This is a genomic window from Streptomyces flavusporus, assembly GCF_046267975.1.
In the GTDB taxonomy this organism is placed as follows: Bacteria; Actinomycetota; Actinomycetes; order Streptomycetales; family Streptomycetaceae; genus Streptomyces; species Streptomyces flavusporus.
Map to the genome: position 1 here is coordinate 8,550,301 of NZ_CP176503.1, position 21,696 is coordinate 8,571,996.

Annotated in this window: 11 protein-coding genes; 10 read left to right on the forward strand and 1 reads right to left on the reverse strand. The window is 72.5% G+C overall.

What is annotated here, in order from left to right; all coding sequences use genetic code 11:
* The first annotated feature begins 38 nt into the window (after positions 1–38).
* The 10 genes from ACKTSN_RS40255 to ACKTSN_RS40300 all read left to right on the forward strand — a co-directional run bounded on the left by ACKTSN_RS40255 (position 39) and on the right by ACKTSN_RS40300 (position 20,818).
* On the forward strand, positions 39–9,185 hold the full coding sequence (locus tag ACKTSN_RS40255; protein ID WP_409473584.1) for an SDR family NAD(P)-dependent oxidoreductase: 9,147 nt from the start codon (positions 39–41) through the stop codon (positions 9,183–9,185).
* Entirely contained in the window at positions 9,182–11,638 is a 2,457-nt protein-coding gene (locus ACKTSN_RS40260) for a beta-ketoacyl synthase N-terminal-like domain-containing protein (protein WP_409473585.1), read from the forward strand. Before ACKTSN_RS40255 ends, ACKTSN_RS40260 begins: the two co-directional genes overlap by 4 nt.
* Positions 11,635–12,459, forward strand: coding sequence for a thioesterase II family protein (locus ACKTSN_RS40265; RefSeq protein ID WP_409473586.1), 825 nt, complete (start codon positions 11,635–11,637; stop codon positions 12,457–12,459). The genes ACKTSN_RS40260 and ACKTSN_RS40265 overlap by 4 nt, the downstream gene beginning before the upstream one ends.
* Entirely contained in the window at positions 12,459–12,980 is a 522-nt protein-coding gene (locus ACKTSN_RS40270) for a flavin reductase family protein (RefSeq protein WP_409473587.1), read from the forward strand. Before ACKTSN_RS40265 ends, ACKTSN_RS40270 begins: the two co-directional genes overlap by 1 nt.
* A gap of 14 nt (positions 12,981–12,994) precedes the next feature.
* Complete coding sequence (locus ACKTSN_RS40275) at positions 12,995–14,260, forward strand: AMP-binding protein (protein ID WP_409473588.1); 1,266 nt, start codon at positions 12,995–12,997, stop codon at positions 14,258–14,260.
* The gene (gene pdhA, locus ACKTSN_RS40280) at positions 14,257–15,414 is read left to right on the forward strand and encodes a pyruvate dehydrogenase (acetyl-transferring) E1 component subunit alpha (protein ID WP_409473589.1); all 1,158 of its coding nucleotides are present in this window, start codon (positions 14,257–14,259) and stop codon (positions 15,412–15,414) included. Before ACKTSN_RS40275 ends, pdhA begins: the two co-directional genes overlap by 4 nt.
* Before the next feature lie 17 nt (positions 15,415–15,431).
* Positions 15,432–16,397, forward strand: a complete 966-nt coding sequence (locus ACKTSN_RS40285; protein WP_409475036.1) for an alpha-ketoacid dehydrogenase subunit beta — start codon at positions 15,432–15,434, stop codon at positions 16,395–16,397.
* An 11-nt stretch (positions 16,398–16,408) separates the two neighbouring features.
* Positions 16,409–17,704, forward strand: coding sequence for a dihydrolipoamide acetyltransferase family protein (locus ACKTSN_RS40290; RefSeq protein ID WP_409473590.1), 1,296 nt, complete (start codon positions 16,409–16,411; stop codon positions 17,702–17,704).
* 128 nt (positions 17,705–17,832) lie between these two features.
* Entirely contained in the window at positions 17,833–19,746 is a 1,914-nt protein-coding gene (locus tag ACKTSN_RS40295) for a 2-oxoacid:acceptor oxidoreductase subunit alpha (RefSeq protein ID WP_409473591.1), read from the forward strand.
* Positions 19,739–20,818, forward strand: coding sequence for a 2-oxoacid:ferredoxin oxidoreductase subunit beta (locus tag ACKTSN_RS40300; RefSeq protein ID WP_409473592.1), 1,080 nt, complete (start codon positions 19,739–19,741; stop codon positions 20,816–20,818). Before ACKTSN_RS40295 ends, ACKTSN_RS40300 begins: the two co-directional genes overlap by 8 nt.
* 123 nt (positions 20,819–20,941) lie before the next feature.
* Here ACKTSN_RS40300 and ACKTSN_RS40305 read toward each other — a convergent pair whose 3' ends face one another.
* Positions 20,942–21,691, reverse strand: coding sequence for a class I SAM-dependent methyltransferase (locus ACKTSN_RS40305; RefSeq protein ID WP_409473593.1), 750 nt, complete (start codon positions 21,689–21,691; stop codon positions 20,942–20,944).
* Between the last annotated feature and the right edge of the window lie 5 nt (positions 21,692–21,696).

The following is a 21,696-nucleotide window of genomic DNA, read 5'->3' on the forward strand; positions in this document are numbered from 1 at the left end:
CACCGACCCCCGCCTCGCCACGACCGCAAGGAATCCCGATGCACGAGACAAGCGCCTCCGAGGGAGGCAAGCAGACACCCCTCACCCGGGCCCTGGACACCATCCGCTCCCTCCGGCAGCAGCTTGGCGAGCAACGGGGCAACCAGCCCGTCGCGATTATCGGCGCAGGGCTACGACTGCCCGGTGGCATCGATACCCTCGACGACTACTGGACCGCCCTCGCCGAAGGCCGCGATCTGGTGCGCCCCATGCCGGAGCACCGCAAGGGCCCCTTCGCCGACGCCTGGCGGGGACTGCCGCAGCGCGGCGGCTTCCTCGACGAGGTCCTCGACTTCGACGCGGGGTTCTTCGGCATCAGCCCCCGCGAGGCCCGCCACCTGGACCCGCAGCACCGGCTCCTACTGGAGGTGGCCTGGGAGGCACTGGAGCACGCGGCCGTCCCGGCGGGGACGCTCGCCGAGGCCCGCGCCGGCCTCTACCTGGGCGTCATGTGGCAGGACTACCGGGAATGGTGCGAGGGAGAACCCGACGCCTACTGGGCCACCGGAAACGGACACAACTTCGCCGCCGGCCGGGTGGCCTACGCCCTGGGCCTGACCGGTCCGACCATGACCGTCGACACGGCCTGCTCGTCCTCCCTCGTCGCCGTGCACCTGGCGGTGCAGGCGCTGCGCCGGGGCGAGTGCGAACTCGCCTTCGCCGCGGGTGCCAACCTCATCATGTCGCCGCAGACCATGCGCCTGGTCCAGGAGACCCGCTCGCTGTCACCGGACGGCCTGTGCAAGACGTTCGACTCCCGGGCGAACGGCTTCACCCGCGGCGAGGGCGTGGGCGTGGTGCTGCTCAAGCGTCTCGACCAGGCCCTGCGCGACGGGGACCGGGTGCTTGGCGTGATCAGGGGCACGTCCGTCAACCAGGACGGCCGGTCCAGCGGGTTCACCGCACCGAACGTCCTCGCTCAGGTGTCGCTCATCGAGTCGGCCCTGTCGGACGCCGGACTGGAGCCGGGGGCCGTCGGTTACGCGGAGACCCACGGCACCGGCACCGCGCTCGGCGACCCGATCGAGATGGATGCGCTGGCCACCGCCCTGGGCCGGCGCAACGGCGGCGCGCCGCTGCCGGTCGGCGCGGTGAAGACCAACTTCGGTCATCTCGAGGGCACCGCCGGAGTGGCCGGGCTGATCAAGGCGATGCTGTGCGTGTCCCGGCGCCAGGTGCCCCCCGTCGTCCACTTCCGCCATCTCAATCCGCGGATCGACCTGTCCGGCACCGGTATGACGGTGCCCGACACGCTGCGGGAGTGGTCGCCGCTGTCCGGTGACTGCGCCTCGGTCAGCTCGTTCGGCATGAGCGGCACCAACGCCCATGCGATCGTCGGACCGCTGCTGGCCGACGAGTTGCCGGCCCGCCCCGCCGACGAGTCCGCGCCCGTCACCGTCACCGTCACCGGCTTCGAGATCTCTGCGAAGACCGATGAGGCGCTGCGGGCACGCGCCGCCCGGTACGCCTCCGCGCTGGACGCCCTCGCTCCCGCCGACTACCCGGCCTTCGCGCACACCACGACCGCCGGACGTACGCCCATGGACGTCCATGTGACCGTCACGGCGGCCGACCCCCGGTCCGCGGCCGAGGCCCTGCGGGCGCTCGCCGAGGGACGCACCGTGCCGGAGGTGGAGGTCACCGAGGCACCGGACGGCGCGCGAAGCGTTCCGGAAGCCGGTGCCGGCCTGCCCCGGAGGATCGTCGACCTGCCCCCCTACCCGTGGCAGCGCAGCCGGTTCGCGCCGCAGACGCAGGCGGACACCTCGGGTGCCGCCGCCACCGCGGGCCGCGAGGATGCCGCCCCGGCCGCCCCCGACGTGCCCCTCGTGCACGAGGTGGTGTGGCGGCCCCGGGCCCCCTCGGCCACCTCGACCGCGCGCTCTGTCGTCCTCGCCGGCGACGACGAGGACCTGCTCGTCGCGCTGGCTGGCCGGGCCGCCGCGCTGGGCCTGCCGGGCACGGTGCTCGCGCCGTCCGCCCTCGCCCTGCCCGACGGCTGGCGGTACGCGGAACTCCCCGCGGACGCCGCCGCCTGGGCCGCCCACCGGGACGCCGCGGCCCCCGATGCCGGCCTCCCCCTCATATTGGCCCTGCGCGCCACCCCGCTCCCCGGCGCCGACGGCGCCCTGGGCACGGACAGCGATGCCACGGAGACCGGAGCCGCCCTGTGCGCGGCGGTGACGGCCGCGGTCGCCGCGTCCGCCCGTGGCGGCGGCCCCCGGGTGTTCGCCCTGACCCGGGACGTGTGCCGGACCCGTCCGGAGGACACCACGGTTCCGACCGACCACGGTCTCCTGCACGGCCTGGCGCCCGTCCTCGGCCTCGAACTCGGCGCCGGCTGGGGCGGTGTCGTCGACCTGCCCGCCGACCCGGCCGACGCGGATCTCGACGCCCTGCTGCACTTCGTCGCGCAGGAGAGCGACGGCGCCGCCCGCGGGGAGCAGGCCGAGGACCGGGCCGCCGTCCGCGACGGTGCCGTCCTGACGGCCCGCCTCGTCGAGACTGCCGCGTCCGCCGAACCGCTGCAGGTGGTCCCCCAGGCCACCTATGTGGTCACCGGCGGCCTCGGCGGCGTCGGCCGTGAGCTGACCGCCGAGCTGGTCGCCCGGGGCGCCCGCCACCTCCTGCTCATCGGCCGTCGGCCGCTGGACGACCTGGCCCCCGAAGCACGGGGCCTGCTCGACGAACTCGGCGCCGCGGGCGTCGAGGCGGTCTACCGGCCGGGCGGATGCGACACCCCCGAGGCCGTGGAAGCCGCCTGCTCCGCGCTGGAAAGCATGCCACCCGTGCGTGGAGTGCTGCACGCGGCGGGCACGCTGGAGCGCGTGCCGGCCGAGGAGACCGGCGTCCCGCAGTTCGCCGCCGCCCTGCGCGGCAAGTTCGCGGGGGCGTGGCTGCTGCACCGTGCCTCCCTCGACTGGCCGCTGGATTTCTTCGCCACGATCTCGTCGGTCTCGGCCGTCTGGGGCACCGACCGGTGCGCCGGCTACGCCGCGGCCAACGGCGGCCTCGACGCCCTCGTGGCACACCGCACGGGCCAGGGTCTGCCCGCGGTCAGCATCGCGTACGGCCCCTGGGACCTGGGCGAGTCGGGCATGGCCGACTCCGCCAGCCGCGACACCTTCGCCCGGCTGGGAGTGGGCGCCCTGGACGCGGCCACCGGCCGCGCCGCCCTCGCCGCGTTCCCCTCCGTCTCCGGGCACGTCGTCGTCTGCCCGCTGGACATCCACCGGTTCCGCTCGATCATGTCCCGCTTCCGGGCCCGCGGCCTGTTCTCCGCGGACCTGCCGGACCCCACTCCGGGCGAGGCCGCGGCAGGCGACCGCGAGCCGTCGGTCGTGGCCGAGCTGGCGGCGGTGCCCGAGCGCGCCCGGCCCGCCGCCGCCCGCACTCACGTGGCCCGGATCGTCGCCGGCCAACTCGGCTTCGACTCCGCGGACTCCATCAAGGACGACACCGGCCTCTTCGACCTGGGGCTGGACTCGATCATGGCCGTGGACCTGGTCGGCCGTCTGGGCCAGGCCTTCGAGGTCACTCTGCGCGCGGCCGACGTGTTCGACCACCCCACGGTCACCCGGATGGCGGAGTACCTGCTGACCGCCGCCCCCACCGCGGCCCCGTCGCCCGCCCCCGCACCGGACACGGCCCCGCCCGCGCGGCAGCAGCGGCCTGCCCCCGCCGCCACGCCGTACGACACCGCCGACGAGCCCCCGAGCACCGCGCACGAGCCGATCGCCATCGTCGGCATGGCCGGCCGGTTTCCGCAGGCCGACTCCGTCGACGACCTGTGGACCCTGCTCCGCGAGGGCCGCGACGCCGTGGGCCCCGTCCCCGAGGGCCGGTACGACACCGCCGTCTTCCACGGCGACGACGGCCCCGAGCCCGGCTGGATCACCACGAATCAGGGCGGCTTCCTCACGGACATCGCACGGTTCGACGCCGCCTTCTTCGGCATCCCCGGCCGCGAGGCGGAGAACCTCGACCCGCAGCAACGGCTCCTCCTGGAGTCCGCCTGGCATGCCCTGGAGGACGCCGGCACCGACCCGCACTCGCTGCGCGGCACCCGCACCGGCGTCTTCGTCGGCATCAGCTACGCGGACTACGCCCGCGTTCTGGCCGGACCCGGTGCCGAGCACCTCGACGCCTACTACAGCACCGGCACCTCGCTCAACGCCGCCGCGGGCCGCCTGGCGTACACCCTCGGGCTGAACGGCCCCGCGATGGCCGTGGACACCGCCTGCTCGTCCTCCCTCGTCGCCCTGCACCTCGCGGTGCGGTCGCTGCGCGGCGGCGAGTCCGACGCGGTGCTGGCCGGCGGCGTCAACGTCATCCTCGATCCGATGGCCTCCGTCTCCGCCAGCCGCGCGCACATGCTGTCGCCCGACGGACGCTGCCGGACGTTCGCGGCTGACGCCAACGGATTCGTCCGCGCCGAGGGCTGCGGTGTGCTCGTCCTCAAGCGACTCTCCGACGCCCAGCGCGACGGCGACCGCGTGCTCGCCGTGATCCGCGGCAGCGCCGTCAACCAGGACGGTGCCTCCTCCGGGCTCACCGCCCCCAGCGGCACGGCCCAGCAGGCCCTGCTCACCGACGCCCTCGCCGACGCCCGCGTCACCGGCTCCCAGGTCTCCTACCTGGAGGCGCACGGAACCGGCACCGCCCTGGGCGACCCCATCGAACTGGGCGCGGCCTGGCGGGTCCTGGGGCCGGACCGCAAGCTCGGTGAGCCGCTCCATGTCGGCTCCGTCAAGAGCAACATCGGTCACTGCGAGTCGGCCGCCGGTATGGCGGCCGTCTTCAAGACCGTCCTCGCCTTGAGACACGATCTCATCCCGGCCAACCTCCACTTCGGGGAACCCAACCCGCACGTGGACTGGGCGGAGATGAACGTCCGGGTGGTGGACACCCCCACCCCCTGGCGTTCCGGCACAGCCCCACGTGTGGCCGGCGTCTCCGGTTTTGGACTCACCGGAACCAACGCGCACGTGGTGCTCGCCGACGCACCGACCGGGTCCTTCGCCGCCACGAACGGCGACCCGGCCGGCAGTCCGCACCTCATCCCCCTGTCCGCCCCCGACACATCAGGTCTGGAGCGGCTCACCGAGGCCTGGCGCGAGCGGCTGACCGCCGCCGACGACGAGGAACTGGCGGGCCTGGCCGCCGCCGCGTCCGCGGGCCGTGCCCACTTCCCGTACCGCCGCGCCCTGTTGGGCGAGACACGCGAGAAGCTCCTCGCCCAGCTGGCGGTCCCGCTCCCGGACCGCCGGGTCACCGGCCGCCCGCGCATCGCCTTCCTGTTCTCGGGGCAGGGCAGCCAGCGCTTCGGCATGGGCCGCGAGCTTTACGAGACCGAACCGGTCTTCCGGGAGGTCTTCGACCGCTGCGACCGCGAACTCACCCCCGTCCTGGGCGGCTCCCTCGTGGAACTCACCCTGTACGGCGACGATCCGCAGGCCGTGAACGAGACGCGGGTGACCCAGCCGGCCCTGTTCGCTCTCGAGAGCGCGCTGGCCGCCCTGTGGGAATCCTGGGGCGTCACCCCGGACGTGGTGATGGGCCACAGCGTCGGCGAGGTCGCCGCCGCGGTCCACGCCGGAGTGACGGACCTGTCGTCCGGGCTGCGGCTGATCGCCCGGCGGGCCGAGCTGATGCAGGGCACGCAGCGCGGCGCCATGCTGTCCGTCCGCGCCTCTGAGGAACAGGTGCTCGCACGGCTGGCGGGCGCCCCTCTCGACATCGCCGCCGTCAACACCCCCGACGCCACCGTGGTGGCCGGAACCCCCGAGGAGATCGAGCGGTTCGCCGCCCGGCTCACCGAGGACGGCGTACGCAGCGTCCGGCTCACCGTCTCGCACGCCTTCCACTCCCAGCTGCTCGACCCCGTCCTGCCGCGCCTGCGCGAAGCCGCCGCCGCACTGGACTTCGCCGACCCGCACACCCCGCTGATCTCCAACCTCACCGGCCGGCTCGCCGAGCCCGGCACCATCGACGCGGACTACTGGGTGCGGCACGCCCGCAACCCCGTCCGCTTCCACGACGGTGCGCGACGGCTCGCCGAGCAGAAGGTGGACATCTGCCTGGAGATCGGCCCGGACGGCACCCTGGTGAACCTGGTGCGCGCGGCCGGTCTGGCCCCGGCGGGCGCCCTGCTGACCTCGCTGCGGCGAGGGAGCGCGGACCGGGCCGCCATGGCCACCGCCGCCGAGGAGCTGTACGAGTTCGGCCAGGACCTCGACTGGGCGGCCGTGCAGGCGCCGCGCCGCACTCCGCGTGCGGCGGCCCCGCTCTACCCGTTCGCCGCGACCTCCTACTGGCGGAGCGCTGGCCCGGACGGCACACCGGCCCCGTCGTCCGCCGTACGGGACCGGCTGCCCGCGCCCGGCGCCGTACCGGCCGGTCCGCCGTGGGGCACCGAGCTGCGCTCGCCCGCGATCCAGGGACGGGTGTTCGTCACCGAACGCAGCACCGTGTATCCGCCGCACCTCGACGACCACCGGCTGTTCGGCACCGTCCAGGTGGCGGGGGCGTCCCAGACCGCCACGGTGCTGTCCGCGCTGGGCCGCGACGGCGACCGGGTGGTCCTGGAGGACCTGCACTTCCCGCGCGCGCTGGTGCTGCACGACGGCGAGCGCTACGAGCTCCAGATCATCGAGCGCGACGGCGAGCAGGGTTCCCGCACGGTCAGCGTGCAGAGCCTCCTCGACCCCGAACGCGACCTGTGGCAGGAGCACCTGACGGCCCGCCGGCTCACCGCCGACCCCGCCGGACGCAGGTCCGCGCCCGACCCGCAGGAGTTCATCGCGCACGCCGACCGCCACCTCGGCGGCGAGGCCTTCTACCGCCATCTCCGCGGCATCGGCTACCTGCTCGGCCCGTCCTTCAGCTGGGTCGGGGACGCCTGGATCCGGGGCGACGAGGCCCTGATCCGGTTCGACTGGCCCGAGAAGATGAACGAGCCCGCCGAGGACTACCAGATCCACCCGGGCCTGCTCGACTCCTGCCTGCAGAGTTCCGTCTGCTTCGCCATCCACGAGGACGACGCGGAGCCGCTGGACCAGGAGAAGGCCCTGGTCATCCCGTTCGCCGCGGCCCGCGTGTCGTTCCCCGGCCGGCCCACCCCGGGCAGGCCCCTGTGGGGACACGTCCGGGCCGAGCTGCGGGAGACGGCCGACGACCGGTTCCACCAGGTGGAGACCGCCGACCTGCACCTCTTCGACGAGACCGGCGCCACCGTCCTCGCCATGGACGGCTTCCGGTTCCGCACGGCCTCCCGCTCCGTGCTGCAGTCCTCGCTGCGCCAGGGCACCCGGCACACCTGGGACCTCACCTGGACCGACGTGCCCGTCGCGGGCGACCCCGCCGAGCCCGCCTCCCGGGCGCGGACGGTGGCCGTCGTCGGCGTCGGCACACCGACCGGACGGCTCCTCACCCGGGCCGCCGGGGAAGCCGGCCACCGTGCCCTCGCGATCGACGCGGACACTCCGCTCGCACAATCCCCGGACCTGATCGTCGACGCCCGCTTCCTCACCGCCGCCGCACCGGCCGACGCGGGGACCGCGACCGAGGCCGTGCTCGACCTCGCCGCCACCCTGCGGGCCGTGCCCGAGGACGTGCCGTACGCCGTCCTGGCCGCCGACAGCACGCCGCAAGCTCCCCTGCGCGAGACGCTGTGGGGCCTGCTGGCCTGCGTCGAGGCCGAGGAGAGCGAACGCCGCCTGCTCCGGGTGACCCTGGCGGACGGCTGGGACGCCCCCGGCCTGCTGCGGACCCTCGACCGGGTCCTCGACGACGGCCTCGTCGAGACCCGGCTGGAGATCGGTCCCGTCCGGACCCGCACCGGCCGGCTCGTCCCCGTCACCCGCCCGGCGGGCACCGCGGCCGACGCCCTCACCGGCGCCGCCCTCATCACCGGCGGACTCGGCGGGCTCGGGCTGAGCACCGCAGCGGTCCTCGCCCGCAACGGCTGCTCCGGCATCACCCTGATGGCCCGTTCGGAACCGGACGCGGAGGCCCGCCGCCTCATCGACCGGATCACCGCCACCGGCACGCCGGTCCACGTGGTGCGCGGCGACGTCACCGACCCCGCCGACTGCGCACGCGCCGTCGCGCAGGCCGGGGCGGACCAGCCGCTGCGCCTGGTCCTGCACCTCGCCGGGGCCACCGACGACCGGGCCTTCGGCCGCGTCGACCGCGGCGCCGCCGAGCGCGTCTTCGCCGCCAAGGCGCACGGCGCGAACGTCCTCGCCGAGGCCCTGCACGGCCACGACCTCGACGCGTTCGTACTGTTCTCGTCGGCGTCCAGCGTGCTCGGCTCCGCCGGACAGACCGTCTACGCCGCCGCCAACGGTTACCTGACCGGCCTCGCCGAGATGCTGCGTGCCGAGGGCATGCCCGCCACCAGCATCGCCTGGGGGCCATGGGTGCCCAGCGGCAAGGGCGGAATGGCAGCCTCGGAGACCGTGCGCCGGGCCACCGCCCGTCTCGGCATCGGTACCTTCACCGACGAGACGGCCGAGTCGCTGCTGCTGGCCGCACTCACCGCCCGGCAGGCCCGCGTCATCGCCGTCGACCTCGCACCCGACCGGTTCACCGAGGCGCTCGGCGACCATCCGCGCGCCCGGCTGCTGGACGTGCCCGCCGGCCGCGGCGACACGCACGGTGTCCGCCGAACCGTCGCGGACCGCGCCGGCCGGCCGCGCGGCTGGTTCAGCGCGCGCCTCGACGCCCTGGACCCGCGGGAACGCGACGCGGCGCTGCGGGACTTCGTCCGGGAGGCCGCCGGAGAGACCCTCGGGCAGCCTGCGGCCCTCGACGAGGAGACCACCTTCGGCGACATGGGCCTGGACTCGATCATGGTGATCGATCTGCGCACCCGGCTCTCCCACGCCCTCGGCGTCGACCTCTTGGCGACCGTCGCCCTCGACCACCCCACGGTCCCGCGCATCACAGACCACATCCTCGGCCTGCTCCACCCCGAGTCCACCCGGCCCGCCACCCCCGACCGGCCGGACCGCCAGGAGTCCCCGGACCACGCGGAACTCCCGGAACCCGTCGACCTCCGGGACCTCGCAGAGCTGTCCTTCGAGGAACTCGTCCAGGCCGTCCACAGCGACGTATCCCAGAAAGGAGACAGGCAGGCATGAGCGAGGCCATGGACGCCGAAGGCGTCCGCTCTCTGATGGAGGACCAGCTCCGGCTCTCCCGCCGGCTGCGGGCCCGGATCGCCGAACTGGAGGACGAACGCCACGCGCCCGTCGCCGTCGTCGGCATGGGACTGAGGCTGCCGCCGGCCATCGACACGCCCGAGGCGTACTGGGAGTTCCTGTGCGGCACCGACTCGGCGCTGTCCGGGATCCCTGCCGACCGGCCCGGCCTGCGCGCGGTGTACGACCCGTCCGTCGGACGGCCCGGCCGCTCGTACGTCGACCGGGCCGGATTCCTCGACACCATCGCCGACTTCGACGCCGACTTCTTCGGGGTCTCCCGGCGTGAGGCCCGCCTTCTCGATCCCCAGCAGCGGATGCTCCTGGAGACCAGCTGGGAGGCGCTGGAGCGGGCCGGGATCGCGGTACGCCGCTCCGACCGGCTCGACGTCGGGATCTACCTCGGCATGATGACCTCCGAGTACAGCGAGCGGAACGAGGACCGCTCGGACATGTCCCGGATCGACCCGTACTACATCACGGGCGGCGGCCTCAGCTTCGGTGCCGGACGCATCAGCCATCTGATGGGCTTCTCGGGTCCCGTCCTGGGCGTGGAGACAGCCTGTTCCTCCTCCATGACCACCCTGCACCTCGCGGTGCAGGGGTTGCGCAACGGTGAGTGCCGCTACGCGCTGGCGGCCGGTGCCAACCTGCTGCTCTCCGCGAGCCTGATGGTCTCGCTCTGCCAGACGAGGGCGCTGGCGCCGGACGGCCGCTCCAAGTCCTTCCTCGCCACCGCCGACGGTTACGGGCGCGGCGAGGGCATCGGGGTCGTCGCCCTGATGCGCCTCGACGACGCCGAGCGCGAGGGCCGGCCGGTCCTCGCCGTCATCCGGGGCACGGCCGTGAACCACGACGGCGCGGCGTCCGGTCTGACGGCCCCCAACGGGCCGGCCCAGCAGGAGGTGATCCGGGCGGCGCTGGCCGACGCCCGGATCGACCCGGCCGCCGTCGGCTTCGTGGAGGCCCACGGCACCGGCACCGTGCTCGGCGACCCGATAGAGATCGGCGCCCTGGACGGGGTGCTCGGGGAGGCGGTCCGCCGCCGGGGCACCCCGCTGAACATCGGCAGCGTCAAGTCCCGGCTCGGCCACCTCGAAGGCGCCTCCGGCATCGCGTCCGTGATGAAGACCGTGCTGATGCTCCAGCACGGAGTGATCCCGGCCGCCGCGCACCCGGACGACGGCGAGCTGAACCCGCACATCCCGTGGGAGCAGCTCGGCTTCACGGTGCTCCGGCGGAACACGCCGTGGCCCGCGGAACTGTCCCGCAGGGTCGCGGGCATCAACTCCTTCGGCATGAGCGGCACGAACGTCCACGCCGTCCTGGAGGCCCATCGGCCGCCCGCCGTACCCGCTTCCGCCTCGCACGGCCCGGAACTCCTCACCTTGAGCGCCAAGGACCACGGGGCACTCGACCGGCTCGCCGACCGGGTGGGCTCCCTGCTGCGTCGGGCCGAGGACACGCGTCTGGCCGACCTCTGCCACACGCTTCGCGCCGGACGCGCACCCTTCGCCCACCGGCTGGCCGTCGTCGGAGCCACCCCGCGCGACCTCGCCGAGGCGCTCGCGGACTGGCGCGCCCAGGGCGTGGTGACGGCCGCCGCGCAGGAGCCCCCGCGCCGGATCACGCTCCGCACCGAGGGCCCGGCCGGGCAGCTCGAGGCCGTGGTCGCCGCCCTCGCCGACGCCCATCCCGGCCTGCGGGACGCCCCGGCGGGCACGGCCGCCGACGCCGTGGCCGAGGACCCCGCAGCGAGGCTCCGGGGCATGCTGGCCCGGCTCGGCGTCCACGCCTCACCGGCCGAGGGAGCCGGGCAGGCCGCCCCCGGTCCGGATGCCCGGATCGACCTCTCGTGGGAGGCGCACGGCCGGCGGACCACCCTGCCGCTGGCCGGCGCCGGCCCGCAGGACGCTCCCGGTCTGCTGCGGGCCGCGCTCGCCGAGCTGTTCACCGCGGGAGCCGACCTTCGCCTGGCGGCGCTGTCCGCTCCCGGGGCCCGCTTTGTGTCGGACCTGCCTACCTACCCCTTCCGCCGCAGGACGTACTGGATCGACGAGCCGGCGGGCGAACCCTCGCGCGGGCCCGGCGCCGAGGCCCCGGCCGGAGTCGCCCTCCCGGAGTCGCTGGAACCCGAGGCGCTGACCCGCTACCTCCTGGACCTGCTGCAGGAGGTCCTGCAGGCAGAAGTCCTCGACCCCGAGCTGTCCTTCCTCGACGTGGGCGGTGACTCCTTCATCTCCACCCTGTTCATCACCCGGGTCGAGGAGCGCTTCGAGGTCGGCATGACCGCCGACGAGCTCTCCCTCGACATGCCTCTGCACGACCTGCTGGGCAAGCTCGCCGAAAGCATCGCCGCGACCGCGGCGGCCGGTCAGGGGGTGGGCGCGTGAGTGTCAGCACCGACACCGGCACCGGCACCGACGCCTTCATCCGGCCCCGGACCGTCGCCGCACCCGCCGTCCGTCTGGTGGTTGTTCCGCACGCGGGCGGCTCCGGCAGCGTCTACCACCCCATGACCCGGGTCCTGCCGCCCACCTGGGACCTGCTGCTCCTGGACCTGCCGGGCCGCGGCAAGCGGCACACGGAGCCGCCGATCACCGACATGAACACGCTCGTCGCCCGGGTCACCGACGACGTGCTCGCCTTCGCCGACGGGACGTCCCTGGCCCTGTTCGGGCACAGTCTCGGCGCGGTCATCGCCTCCGAGACCGCTCGGTCCCTGCAGGCCCGCGGAATCGCCCCGCTGTGGCTGGGCGTCTCCGGGCGGCAGGCACCCGGCATTCAGCCCGCCATCCGCCTCCTCGACCCCAGCCTGTCCGACATGGAGTTCGTCCGGCGGCTCACACGACTCGGCGGGATGCCGGACCGGCTCGACGAACTCCCGGAGTTCAGGGACCGGTTCCTTCAGGTGATCAGGTCCGACCTGCGGGCCCTGGACTCCTACCGGCCCGACCCCGAGCGGGAGCCGCTGTCGAGCGCGCTGACCGTGTTCGCCTCGACCGACGACGCGCTGGCCCCCGCTCCCGGCGCGGCGGCCTGGGCCCCCGAGACCGAGGGCGTCTTCCGGCGCAGGCTCTTCCCGGGCGGTCACTTCCACTTCCTCAAAGACGCCTTCCCGGCGTTCACCGAGGCCCTGGTGGCCGAGATCCGGGAGGCGCTGGGCACCCTGTCGTCCTCCGGCACCACGGCCAGCCGGGAAGGAGCGTCGTGATGCACGGGAATCCCGCCGACTTCCGCACCCTGATGGCCGGTTTCCCCACCGGCGTGACCATCGTGACCACCACCGGTTCCGACGACCTGCCCCGCGGCATGACCCTCACCTCGCTGTGCAGTGTGTCGCTGGAACCCCCCGTCCTGCTGGTGTGCATGCGCCGCGGCAGCCCGACCCTGGACGCCGTCCAGGACGGCCGGCGGTTCGCGGTGAACCTGCTGCACCGCGGAGCGCGGGTCACCGCCGAACTCTTCGCCTCCGGGGCACCGGACCGCTTCGACCGGGTGCCCTGGCTCGCTGACGACGGCGCGGCCGGCCCGCATCTGGTGGACGCCGCCCACACCATCGCCGACTGCACGGTCACCAACGACCAGGTCGTCGGCGACCATGTCGTGATCATGGGCCGGGTCACCCGCGTCACCCGCATGGCGGAGGAGCAGCACCCCCTGTTGTACGGGCTTCGCCGCTTCGCCACCTGGCCCGACACCGAAGACCACCTGTCCTACGACTTCATCTCCTGAAACGGCGGGGATCAGTGACCACGCAGCAGCGGAAGCGGCAGGGCCGCACCCTCCCGCCCGGGCACGGGCAGCCACCGGCCGCCCTCACCCTCGACCAGGTTTTCGCGCACACCGCCCACCGGCATCCGAGCCGGGTCGCGATCCAGGACGGCTGGCACCGGCTCACCTACGCCCAGGCCGAGCGCCAGGCCGTCCGCCTGGCCTCGGCCCTGGTCCTCGGCGGAGTCCAGCTCGGCGACCCGCTGGTCGTTCACTGCGAGAACCACCGCCAGGCGCTCGTCGCCCAGCTCGCCGTGCTCAAGGCCGGGGGAGTGTGCGTCCCAACCCTGAGCGGACCCGGCGGCACGGCGGCCGCCGCGCGCGACACGGGGGCGCGTGCCGTTTTGTGTAGCCGCTCCACCTACGACCGTGACGTCCGCGGCGTTCCGTCGCTGGCCCTGGACGACCCGGCCACCTGGCGGAAGATCGCCTCGGTTCCGGTGGAGCAGGCCCTGCCTCGCTCCTCGGCGGAAGGCGGTGCCCACCTGCTGCTCGACCACCGCGGGCCGGACCGGCTGATCGACCACCGTTCCTGGCTGCGCTCTGCGGCCGATCGAAGCCGCCGGGCCGGTGTGCCGGGCGGCACCGTGACCATCGATCAGGAACCCATGTCCCGTCCCGCCCTGGCCGCCATGTGGTGGGCGTTCAGCTGCGGCACGATGTTGCACACCGCGCCGTGGAGCCCGGATCCCGAGTGGCCGCTCATGGGTGCCGAGGACAGCGTCACGGTGCTCACTCCGGACGAGTACGTCCGCCACCTCGACTCCTGCCCGCCGTCCGGGCGGCGGGCCGGCGGGACCGCAGTGGGCCCCGGCACCGTGGTGCTCATCGGTGGCCCCTGTACGCGCGAGCTCGTCTCCCGCCACTTTGCAGCCCGGCCGGGCACCCGGCTGTGGTCCGAATTCGCCCCGACCGACGGCGCGGTGCCGTGGACCGCCCACGAGTTGTTCGCCCGGGACGGCGGACGGCCCCACGAGCCCGGCGCGGGCAGTCCGGTGCCGCCCGTTCGGCTGCGCGTCACCGGAGCCGGCGGCGAGACCCTGCCGCAGGGAGCGGTCGGCGCCATCGTCGCGATCGGCCCGCCCTGGTGGCCCGAGGACGTGCAGTACTCGGGCTGGCAGGGCTGCTGGACACCGGACCACACCCTCGACATCACCGGGGGCCCGGCACAGGGACCCGGCCCTGAGAACCCGCACCGGCCGGCGGTCCCGACGGGCCGTCTCGAGATGGAAGTGACATGACCTTGCCCAGAAGCCACCGCTCGCGCGGGGCGGCGGCGCCCGACTTCACGGACGCACTGAACGCCTTCATGACCCGCCCGGACGAACCAGAGACACTGCAGTTGCTGACGCCGGAGGGCACCTTGCTGGCGTCCCCGGAGGAAACCCCCGGCTACGACCCCGACCTGTTGCGCGTCCTCTACCGGGACATGGTGATGTCCCGCGGTTTCGATACCGAGGCCACCGCCCTGCAACGACAGGGCGAGCTGGGCCTGTGGCCACCGCTGGCGGGCCAGGAGGCGGCCCAGGTCGGCTCGGCCCACGCGCTGCGCCCCGACGACTACGTGTTTCCCAGCTATCGCGAGCACGGCGTCGCCTGGTGCCGGGGAGTCGACCCGGTCGACGTGGTCAAGCTGTACCGCGGGGTCACCAACGGCGGATGGGACCCGCGCAAGTCCAACTTCCACCTGTACACCCTGGTCGTCGGCTCGCACACCCTGCACGCGACCGGGTACGCCATGAGCCTGGCCAAGAAGGGCAGTGACGCCGTGGCCGTCGCCTACTTCGGCGACGGCGCCAGCAGCGAGGGCGATGTCGCCGAGGCGTTCACTTTCGCCGCCGTCCACGACGCTCCGGTGCTGTTTTTCTGCCCGAACAATCAGTGGGCCATCTCCGAGCCCGTCACCCGGCAGCTGCGCGGCCCGCTGTACCGCAGAGCCCACGGCTACGGCTTCCCCGGCGTTCGGGTGGATGGCAACGACGTCCTCGCGGTGCACGCCGTGACCCGGTTCGCGCTGGACCACATCCGCAACGGCAACGGGCCCTTCCTCGTGGAGGCGTTCACCTACCGCATGGGCGCGCACACCACGTCGGACGACCCGACCCGGTATCGCGCCCAGACGGAACTGGAGCACTGGCGGGCCAGGGATCCCATCGCCCGGCTGCGCGTCCATCTGACCGAAGCTGGACACGCGCCGCCGGAGTTCTTCGAGAAGGTCGAGGAGCAGGCCCGGGAACTCGCCCACCGCGTCCGCCGCGAGGTGCGGACCATGCCCAACCCGCACCGGCTGACCGTTTTCGACCACGTGTACGCCGAAGGGCACGCGGTCGTGGATGAGGAGCGGCGGCAGTTCGAGGAATACCACCGATCCTTTGCCGACCCGGAGAGTGAATGATCATGCCCGCGGACACGATGACACTGGCCAAGGCGCTGAACCAGTCCTTACGCAAAGCGCTGGAGGACGACCCCGGCGTCCTCGTGATGGGGGAGGACGTCGGCAGGCTCGGAGGGGTGTTCCGGGTGACCGACGGCCTGCAGAAGGACTTCGGTGAGGGCCGCGTGATGGACTCGCCGCTCGCCGAGTCGGGCATCCTCGGCACGGCCATCGGGCTGGCCCTCGGCGGCTACCGTCCCGTGGTCGAGATCCAGTTCGACGGATTCGTCTTTCCCGCCTACGACCAGATCGTCACCCAGCTGGCCAAGCTCCACGCACGCTCGCACGGCACGATCCGGATGCCCGTAGTCGTCCGGATCCCCTACGGCGGCGGCATCGGAGCCGTGGAACACCACAGCGACTCCCCGGAGGCCCTCTTCGCCCATGTGGCGGGGCTGAAGGTCGTCTCACCCTCGACCCCCTCGGACGCCTACTGGATGCTCCAGCAGGCCATCCGCAGCGACGACCCGGTGATCTTCTTCGAGCCCAAGCGCCGCTACTGGGACACCGGCGGGGTGGACTCGGCCGCCGCACCCATGCCCCTGCACCGGGCACAGGTCGTCCGCCCCGGCACCGACCTGACCCTCGTGGCCTACGGGCCCATGGTGAAGCTGTGCCAGGAGGTCGCCGAGGCGGCGGCCGAGGAAGACCGCTCACTGGAAGTCGTCGATCTGCGGTCGGTGTCCCCCGTCGACTTCGACACCGTGCAGGCCTCCGTGGAGAAGACACACCGCCTGGTCGTCGTGCATGAGGCACCCGTTTTCTTCGGAGCCGGCGCGGAGATCGCCGCCCGGATCACCACCCGGTGCTTCTACGCGCTCGAGGCCCCGGTTCTGAGGGTCGGGGGATACCACGCCCCCTACCCGGCGGCGCGGCTCGAGGAGCATTACCTGCCCGACCTCGACCGTGTGCTCGCCGCCGTCGACCACTCGCTGGCGTACTGAAGGACCACCCTATGACTGACACTGTCGGCCGGCTGCTCGAGTTCCGGATGCCCGATGTGGGCGAGGGACTCACCGAAGCGGAGGTCCTGACCTGGTACGTGCGGCCCGGCGACACCGTCGTCGACGGGCAGACCGTCTGCGAGATAGAGACGGCCAAAGCTGTGGTGGAACTGCCGATCCCGTTCGACGGGGTGGTGCAGGAGCTTCGGTGTGCGGAGGGCGAGAGGGTGGCCGTCGGCGCGGTCGTCATCACCGTCGCCGACGCGGAGGTGCAGGCAGCGCCAGAACTGCCGGAAACGCCACAAGCGGCACCACAACGGCAACCGGTGCTCGTCGGCTACGGTGTCGCTCCCGAGGCCGCCAAGCGCCGGCGCCGCACGGCGGACCCGACGGCCACCCGCCCCGCCGGCCCTGGACGTGTCCTGGCCAAGCCGCCGGTCCGCAAGCTCGCCAAGGACCTCGGTGTCGATCTCGCCTGCGTCCTGCCTTCGGGCCCGAACGGCATCATCACGCGGGCGGACGTGCACGCGGCCGCGAAAGCGGCGGACACCGCGGCCGTCCCGGCCTCCGCCCCGCCGGAGCCGGTGCCCGCCCCGGGCGGCGAGCCCAGGGAGACGAGGGTGCCGGTGCGCGGAGTGCGCCGGGCCACCGCTGCGGCCGTGACCTCCTCCGCGTTCAGCGCCCCGCACGTGACCGAGTTCGTCACCGTCGACGTGACCCGGACCATGAAGCTGGTGCGCGAACTCAAACGGGAACCGCGGTTCGCGGACCGCAGGGTCGGTCCGCTACTCCTGGTGGCCAGGGCCCTCCTCGTCGCGATCGAGCGCAACCCGGAGATCAACGCCTCCTGGGACGACGAAGCGCAGGAGATCGTCCGCAAGAACTACGTCAATCTGGGCATCGCCGCGGCCACCCCCCGGGGGCTGATCGTCCCCAACATCAAGGATGCCCATATGCTGTCGCTGGCCGCCCTCGCGGGCGCGCTGGACGATCTGGTCGACGCGGCCAGGGCCGGGCGGACCAGCCCCGCCGCGCTGAGCGGTGGCACCGTCACCGTCACCAACATCGGTGTCTTCGGGGTCGACAGCGGCACACCGATCCTCAACCCGGGGGAGGCGGCGATCCTCGCCGTCGGCGCGATCGGATCCCACCCCTGGGTTCATAAAGGCAAGGTGACGTCCCGTCAAATCGTCACACTGGCCCTGTCCTTCGATCACCGGCTGGTCGACGGAGAACTGGGCTCCAAGGTGCTCGCGGACGTCGCCGCGGTACTGGAGCGCCCCAGCCGCCTGATCGCCTGGAGCTGAGCACGACCGTCCTCCAGGCGACGTCCAGAGGTTTTGCAGACTGCTTTCGCAGACTGTGAAGCACCCCCGTGACAGGGCCGGCCGCCAGCCATCCCCCGCCTGGTGGCCGGCCCGCCCTTTCGCGTGTCATGCCAGTACTTCCAGCGTCCGAACATGTGAGGAGTCCCGCAGTGTTGGCCCATTCCTCGGTGAAGGCGGTGAAGCTCGTCGACCGCGTGGTCATCCGGTTCGCGGGTGATTCGGGTGACGGTATGCAGCTCACCGGTGACCGCTTCACGTCGGAGACGGCGTCCTTCGGCAACGACCTGTCGACCCTGCCGAACTTCCCCGCAGAGATCCGGGCGCCCGCCGGGACCCTGCCCGGGGTGTCGTCCTTCCAGCTCCACTTCGCCGACCACGACATCCTCACGCCCGGTGACGCGCCGAACGTGCTGGTGGCGATGAACCCGGCGGCTCTGAAGGCCAACGTCGGCGACCTGCCGCGCGGCGCGGAGATCATCGTCAACACGGACGAGTTCACCAAACGGGCGATGCAGAAGGTCGGGTACGCGACCAACCCGCTCGAGGACGGTTCGCTCGACGGGTACAACCTGCATCCGGTGCCGTTGACCACGCTCACCGTCGAGGCGCTGAAGGAGTTCGAGCTCACCCGGAAGGAGGCCGAGCGCAGCAAGAACATGTTCGCTCTCGGCCTGCTGTCCTGGATGTACCACCGGCCCACCGAGGGCACCGAGAAGTTCCTGCGGTCCAAGTTCGCGAAGAAGCCCGACATCGCGACCGCCAACATCGCCGCGTTCCGCGCGGGCTGGAACTTCGGCGAGACGACCGAGGACTTCGCCGTCTCCTACGAGGTCGCACCGGCCGTCAAGGCGTTCCCGGTCGGCACGTACCGCAACATCTCCGGGAACCTGGCCCTGTCCTACGGCCTGATCACCGCGAGCAAGCAGGCCGACCTGCCGCTCTTCCTCGGCTCGTACCCGATCACCCCGGCCTCGGACATCCTGCACGAGCTCAGCAAGCACAAGAACTTCGGTGTGCGGACCTTCCAGGCCGAGGACGAGATCGCGGGCATCGGCGCGGCGCTGGGCGCGGCCTTCGGCGGTTCGCTCGCCGTGACCACGACCTCGGGGCCGGGCGTGGCGCTCAAGAGCGAGACCATCGGGCTCGCGGTCTCGCTGGAGCTGCCGCTGCTGGTCGTCGACATCCAGCGCGGCGGGCCGTCGACCGGGCTGCCGACGAAGACCGAGCAGGCCGACCTGTTGCAGGCGATGTTCGGGCGCAACGGCGAGGCGCCGGTGCCGGTGATCGCGCCCCGCACCCCCGCCGACTGCTTCGACGCCGCCCTCGAAGCGGCCCGGATCGCGCTGACGTACCGCACCCCGGTGTTCCTGCTGAGCGACGGCTACCTCGCCAATGGCTCCGAACCCTGGCGCATCCCGGAGCTGGACGAGCTGCCCGACCTCGGGGTCCAGTTCGCGCAGGGCCCGAACCACACGCTGGAGGACGGCAGCGAGGTCTTCTGGCCGTACAAGCGGGACCCGCAGACCCTGGCCCGCCCATGGGCGATCCCGGGCACGCCGGGTCTGGAGCACCGCATCGGCGGCATCGAGAAGCAGGACGGCACCGGCAACATCTCTTACGACCCCGCCAACCACGACTTCATGGTCCGCACCCGGCAGGCCAAGGTCGACGGCATCGACGTGCCGGACCTCGAGGTCGACGACCCGCACGAGGCGGACATGCTGGTGCTGGGCTGGGGGTCGACGTACGGGCCGATCACGGCCGCGATCCGCCGCCTGCGCACCGCCGGCAAGTCGATCGCGCAGGCCCATCTGCGGCACCTCAACCCCTTCCCCCGGAATCTCGGGGCGGTGCTGCAGCGTTATGACAAGGTGGTGATCCCCGAGATGAACCTCGGTCAGCTCGCCACGCTGATCCGGGCGAAGTACCTGGTCGACGCCCACTCGTACAACCAGGTCAACGGGATGCCGTTCAAGGCCGAACAGCTCGCCACGGCGCTCAAGGAGGCCATCGATGGCTGAGACGTCCACGGAAGGCACGGGCACGATCGAGGCGCTTTCGCTCGTTCCCAAGGCCGAGGCCAGGCAGTCCATGAAGGACTTCAAGTCCGATCAGGAAGTGCGCTGGTGCCCTGGCTGCGGTGACTACGCCATCCTCGCCGCCGTGCAGGGCTTCATGCCCGAGCTGGGCCTGGCGAAGGAGAACATCGTCTTCGTCTCGGGCATCGGCTGCTCCTCGCGCTTCCCGTACTACATGAACACCTACGGGATGCACTCCATTCACGGCCGCGCCCCCGCCATCGCCACCGGCCTCGCCTCCTTCCGGCGCGATCTGAGCGTGTGGGTCGTCACCGGTGACGGCGACGCGCTGTCCATCGGCGGAAACCACCTGATCCACGCCCTGCGCCGCAACGTCAACCTCAAGATCCTGCTGTTCAACAACCGGATCTACGGCCTGACCAAGGGCCAGTACTCCCCCACCTCCGAGGTCGGCAAGATCACCAAGTCGACGCCGATGGGTTCGCTGGACGCGCCCTTCAACCCGGTGTCGCTGGCCCTGGGCGCGGAGGCGTCGTTCGTCGCCCGGACCGTCGACTCCGACCGCAAGCACCTCACCGAGGTACTGCGCCAGGCAGCGGCCCACCCGGGCACGGCCCTGATCGAGATCTACCAGAACTGCAACATCTTCAACGACGGCGCGTTCGACGCCCTGAAGGACAAGCAGCAGGCCGAGGAGGCGGTGATCCGGCTGGAGCACGGGCAGCCGATCCGTTTCGGCCGGGACAACGCGCGTGGTGTCGTACGGGACCAGCAGACCGGCGACCTCAAGGTCGTCACCGTGACCCCGCACAACGAGACCGACATCCTGCTCCACGACGCCCACGCCGCCTCCCCCACCACCGCCTTCGCCCTCTCCCGCCTCGCCGACTCCGACACCCTGCACCACACCCCCATCGGCGTACTGCGCTCGGTCGAGCGGCCCGTCTACGACACCCAGATGGCCGACCAGCTCGACACGGCGATCGAACAACACGGCAAGGGCGACCTCGCCGCACTGCTCGCGGGCGGAGACACCTGGACAGTCGTCGGCTGACGAGAGACGCGCCGCTTCGTGACTCCCGGGACGCAGGGATCCGTCATTTGGCTTTGTCGAGCAGTAGTGGGTTCTGGCACAGATCTTGGGGACCGGTCGCGGAGGGTAATCCCGGGGAGGTGCTCAGGTGGCTTGGAGCCTGACATGTACCAGGTCAGTAGTATCAGCTGGGGTGGGCTTGCCCTCCGGGTCCGTGATCGCGGTTACGGCCAGGCCAGCGGTCGTGGCCAGCTTCTCGAACTGGTCCCGGGGGTACCAATGCAGGATCCACGGGCGCTCTTCGATGGTCCTGTCTGAGCCGTGGTGGCGTTCGTAGCGTAGGAGCGTCGTCTGTGTCCGAGCTGTTTCGTCGCGTTGCTCGGCAACGACAGACACCCGGAGCTCAGCGCCCTCGGGTGCGACGGCCGTGCGAACCCGACCGATCTGTTCGGCGGGGGTCGGTGCGGGAGTGAACAGAGGTACCAAGGCGGTGCCGCCCTCAGCCAGGTGAGCGCGGATGCCGCGCAGGGCCGCGAGCGCTGTGGCGTCATCGGGGAGCAGGGTGAAGGTCGGCCCGGCGAGGAAGACCGCCCGGTAGCGGCGGGGCAGGTTCAATGCCTCCATGCGCTGGTGGAACACGGTGGCACGGATGTCTTGTTCGTCTGCCCGGCATCGGAGCCGTTCCAGCATGTCGGCGGAGGAGTCGACGCCGTCGACGTCCAGGCCGCGTCGGCGCAGTTCGAGCAGGGGATCGCCGTCTCCGCACCCCAGCTCCAGTGCCGGCATGCCGGTTTGCTGAATGAAGACTGCGTAGGGTTCGGGGTCCTGGGAGAAGGACTTCAACGGTCCGTAGATCTCCGCGACGATGCCGGTGTAGAAGTCAGCTGGGTCCACGCTGG

Bases quoted from the DNA above. Each gene is read 5' to 3' on its own strand.
- ACKTSN_RS40255 (WP_409473584.1), top strand. From the start codon at position 39: ATGCACGAGACAAGCGCCTCCGAGGGAGGCAAGCAGACACCCCTCACC.
- ACKTSN_RS40260 (WP_409473585.1), top strand. From the start codon at position 9,182: ATGAGCGAGGCCATGGACGCCGAAGGCGTCCGCTCTCTGATGGAGGAC.
- ACKTSN_RS40270 (WP_409473587.1), top strand. From the start codon at position 12,459: ATGCACGGGAATCCCGCCGACTTCCGCACCCTGATGGCCGGTTTCCCC.
- pdhA (WP_409473589.1), top strand. From the start codon at position 14,257: ATGACCTTGCCCAGAAGCCACCGCTCGCGCGGGGCGGCGGCGCCCGAC.
- ACKTSN_RS40285 (WP_409475036.1), top strand. From the start codon at position 15,432: ATGACACTGGCCAAGGCGCTGAACCAGTCCTTACGCAAAGCGCTGGAG.
- ACKTSN_RS40290 (WP_409473590.1), top strand. From the start codon at position 16,409: ATGACTGACACTGTCGGCCGGCTGCTCGAGTTCCGGATGCCCGATGTG.
- ACKTSN_RS40295 (WP_409473591.1), top strand. From the start codon at position 17,833: ATGCCAGTACTTCCAGCGTCCGAACATGTGAGGAGTCCCGCAGTGTTG.
- ACKTSN_RS40300 (WP_409473592.1), top strand. From the start codon at position 19,739: ATGGCTGAGACGTCCACGGAAGGCACGGGCACGATCGAGGCGCTTTCG.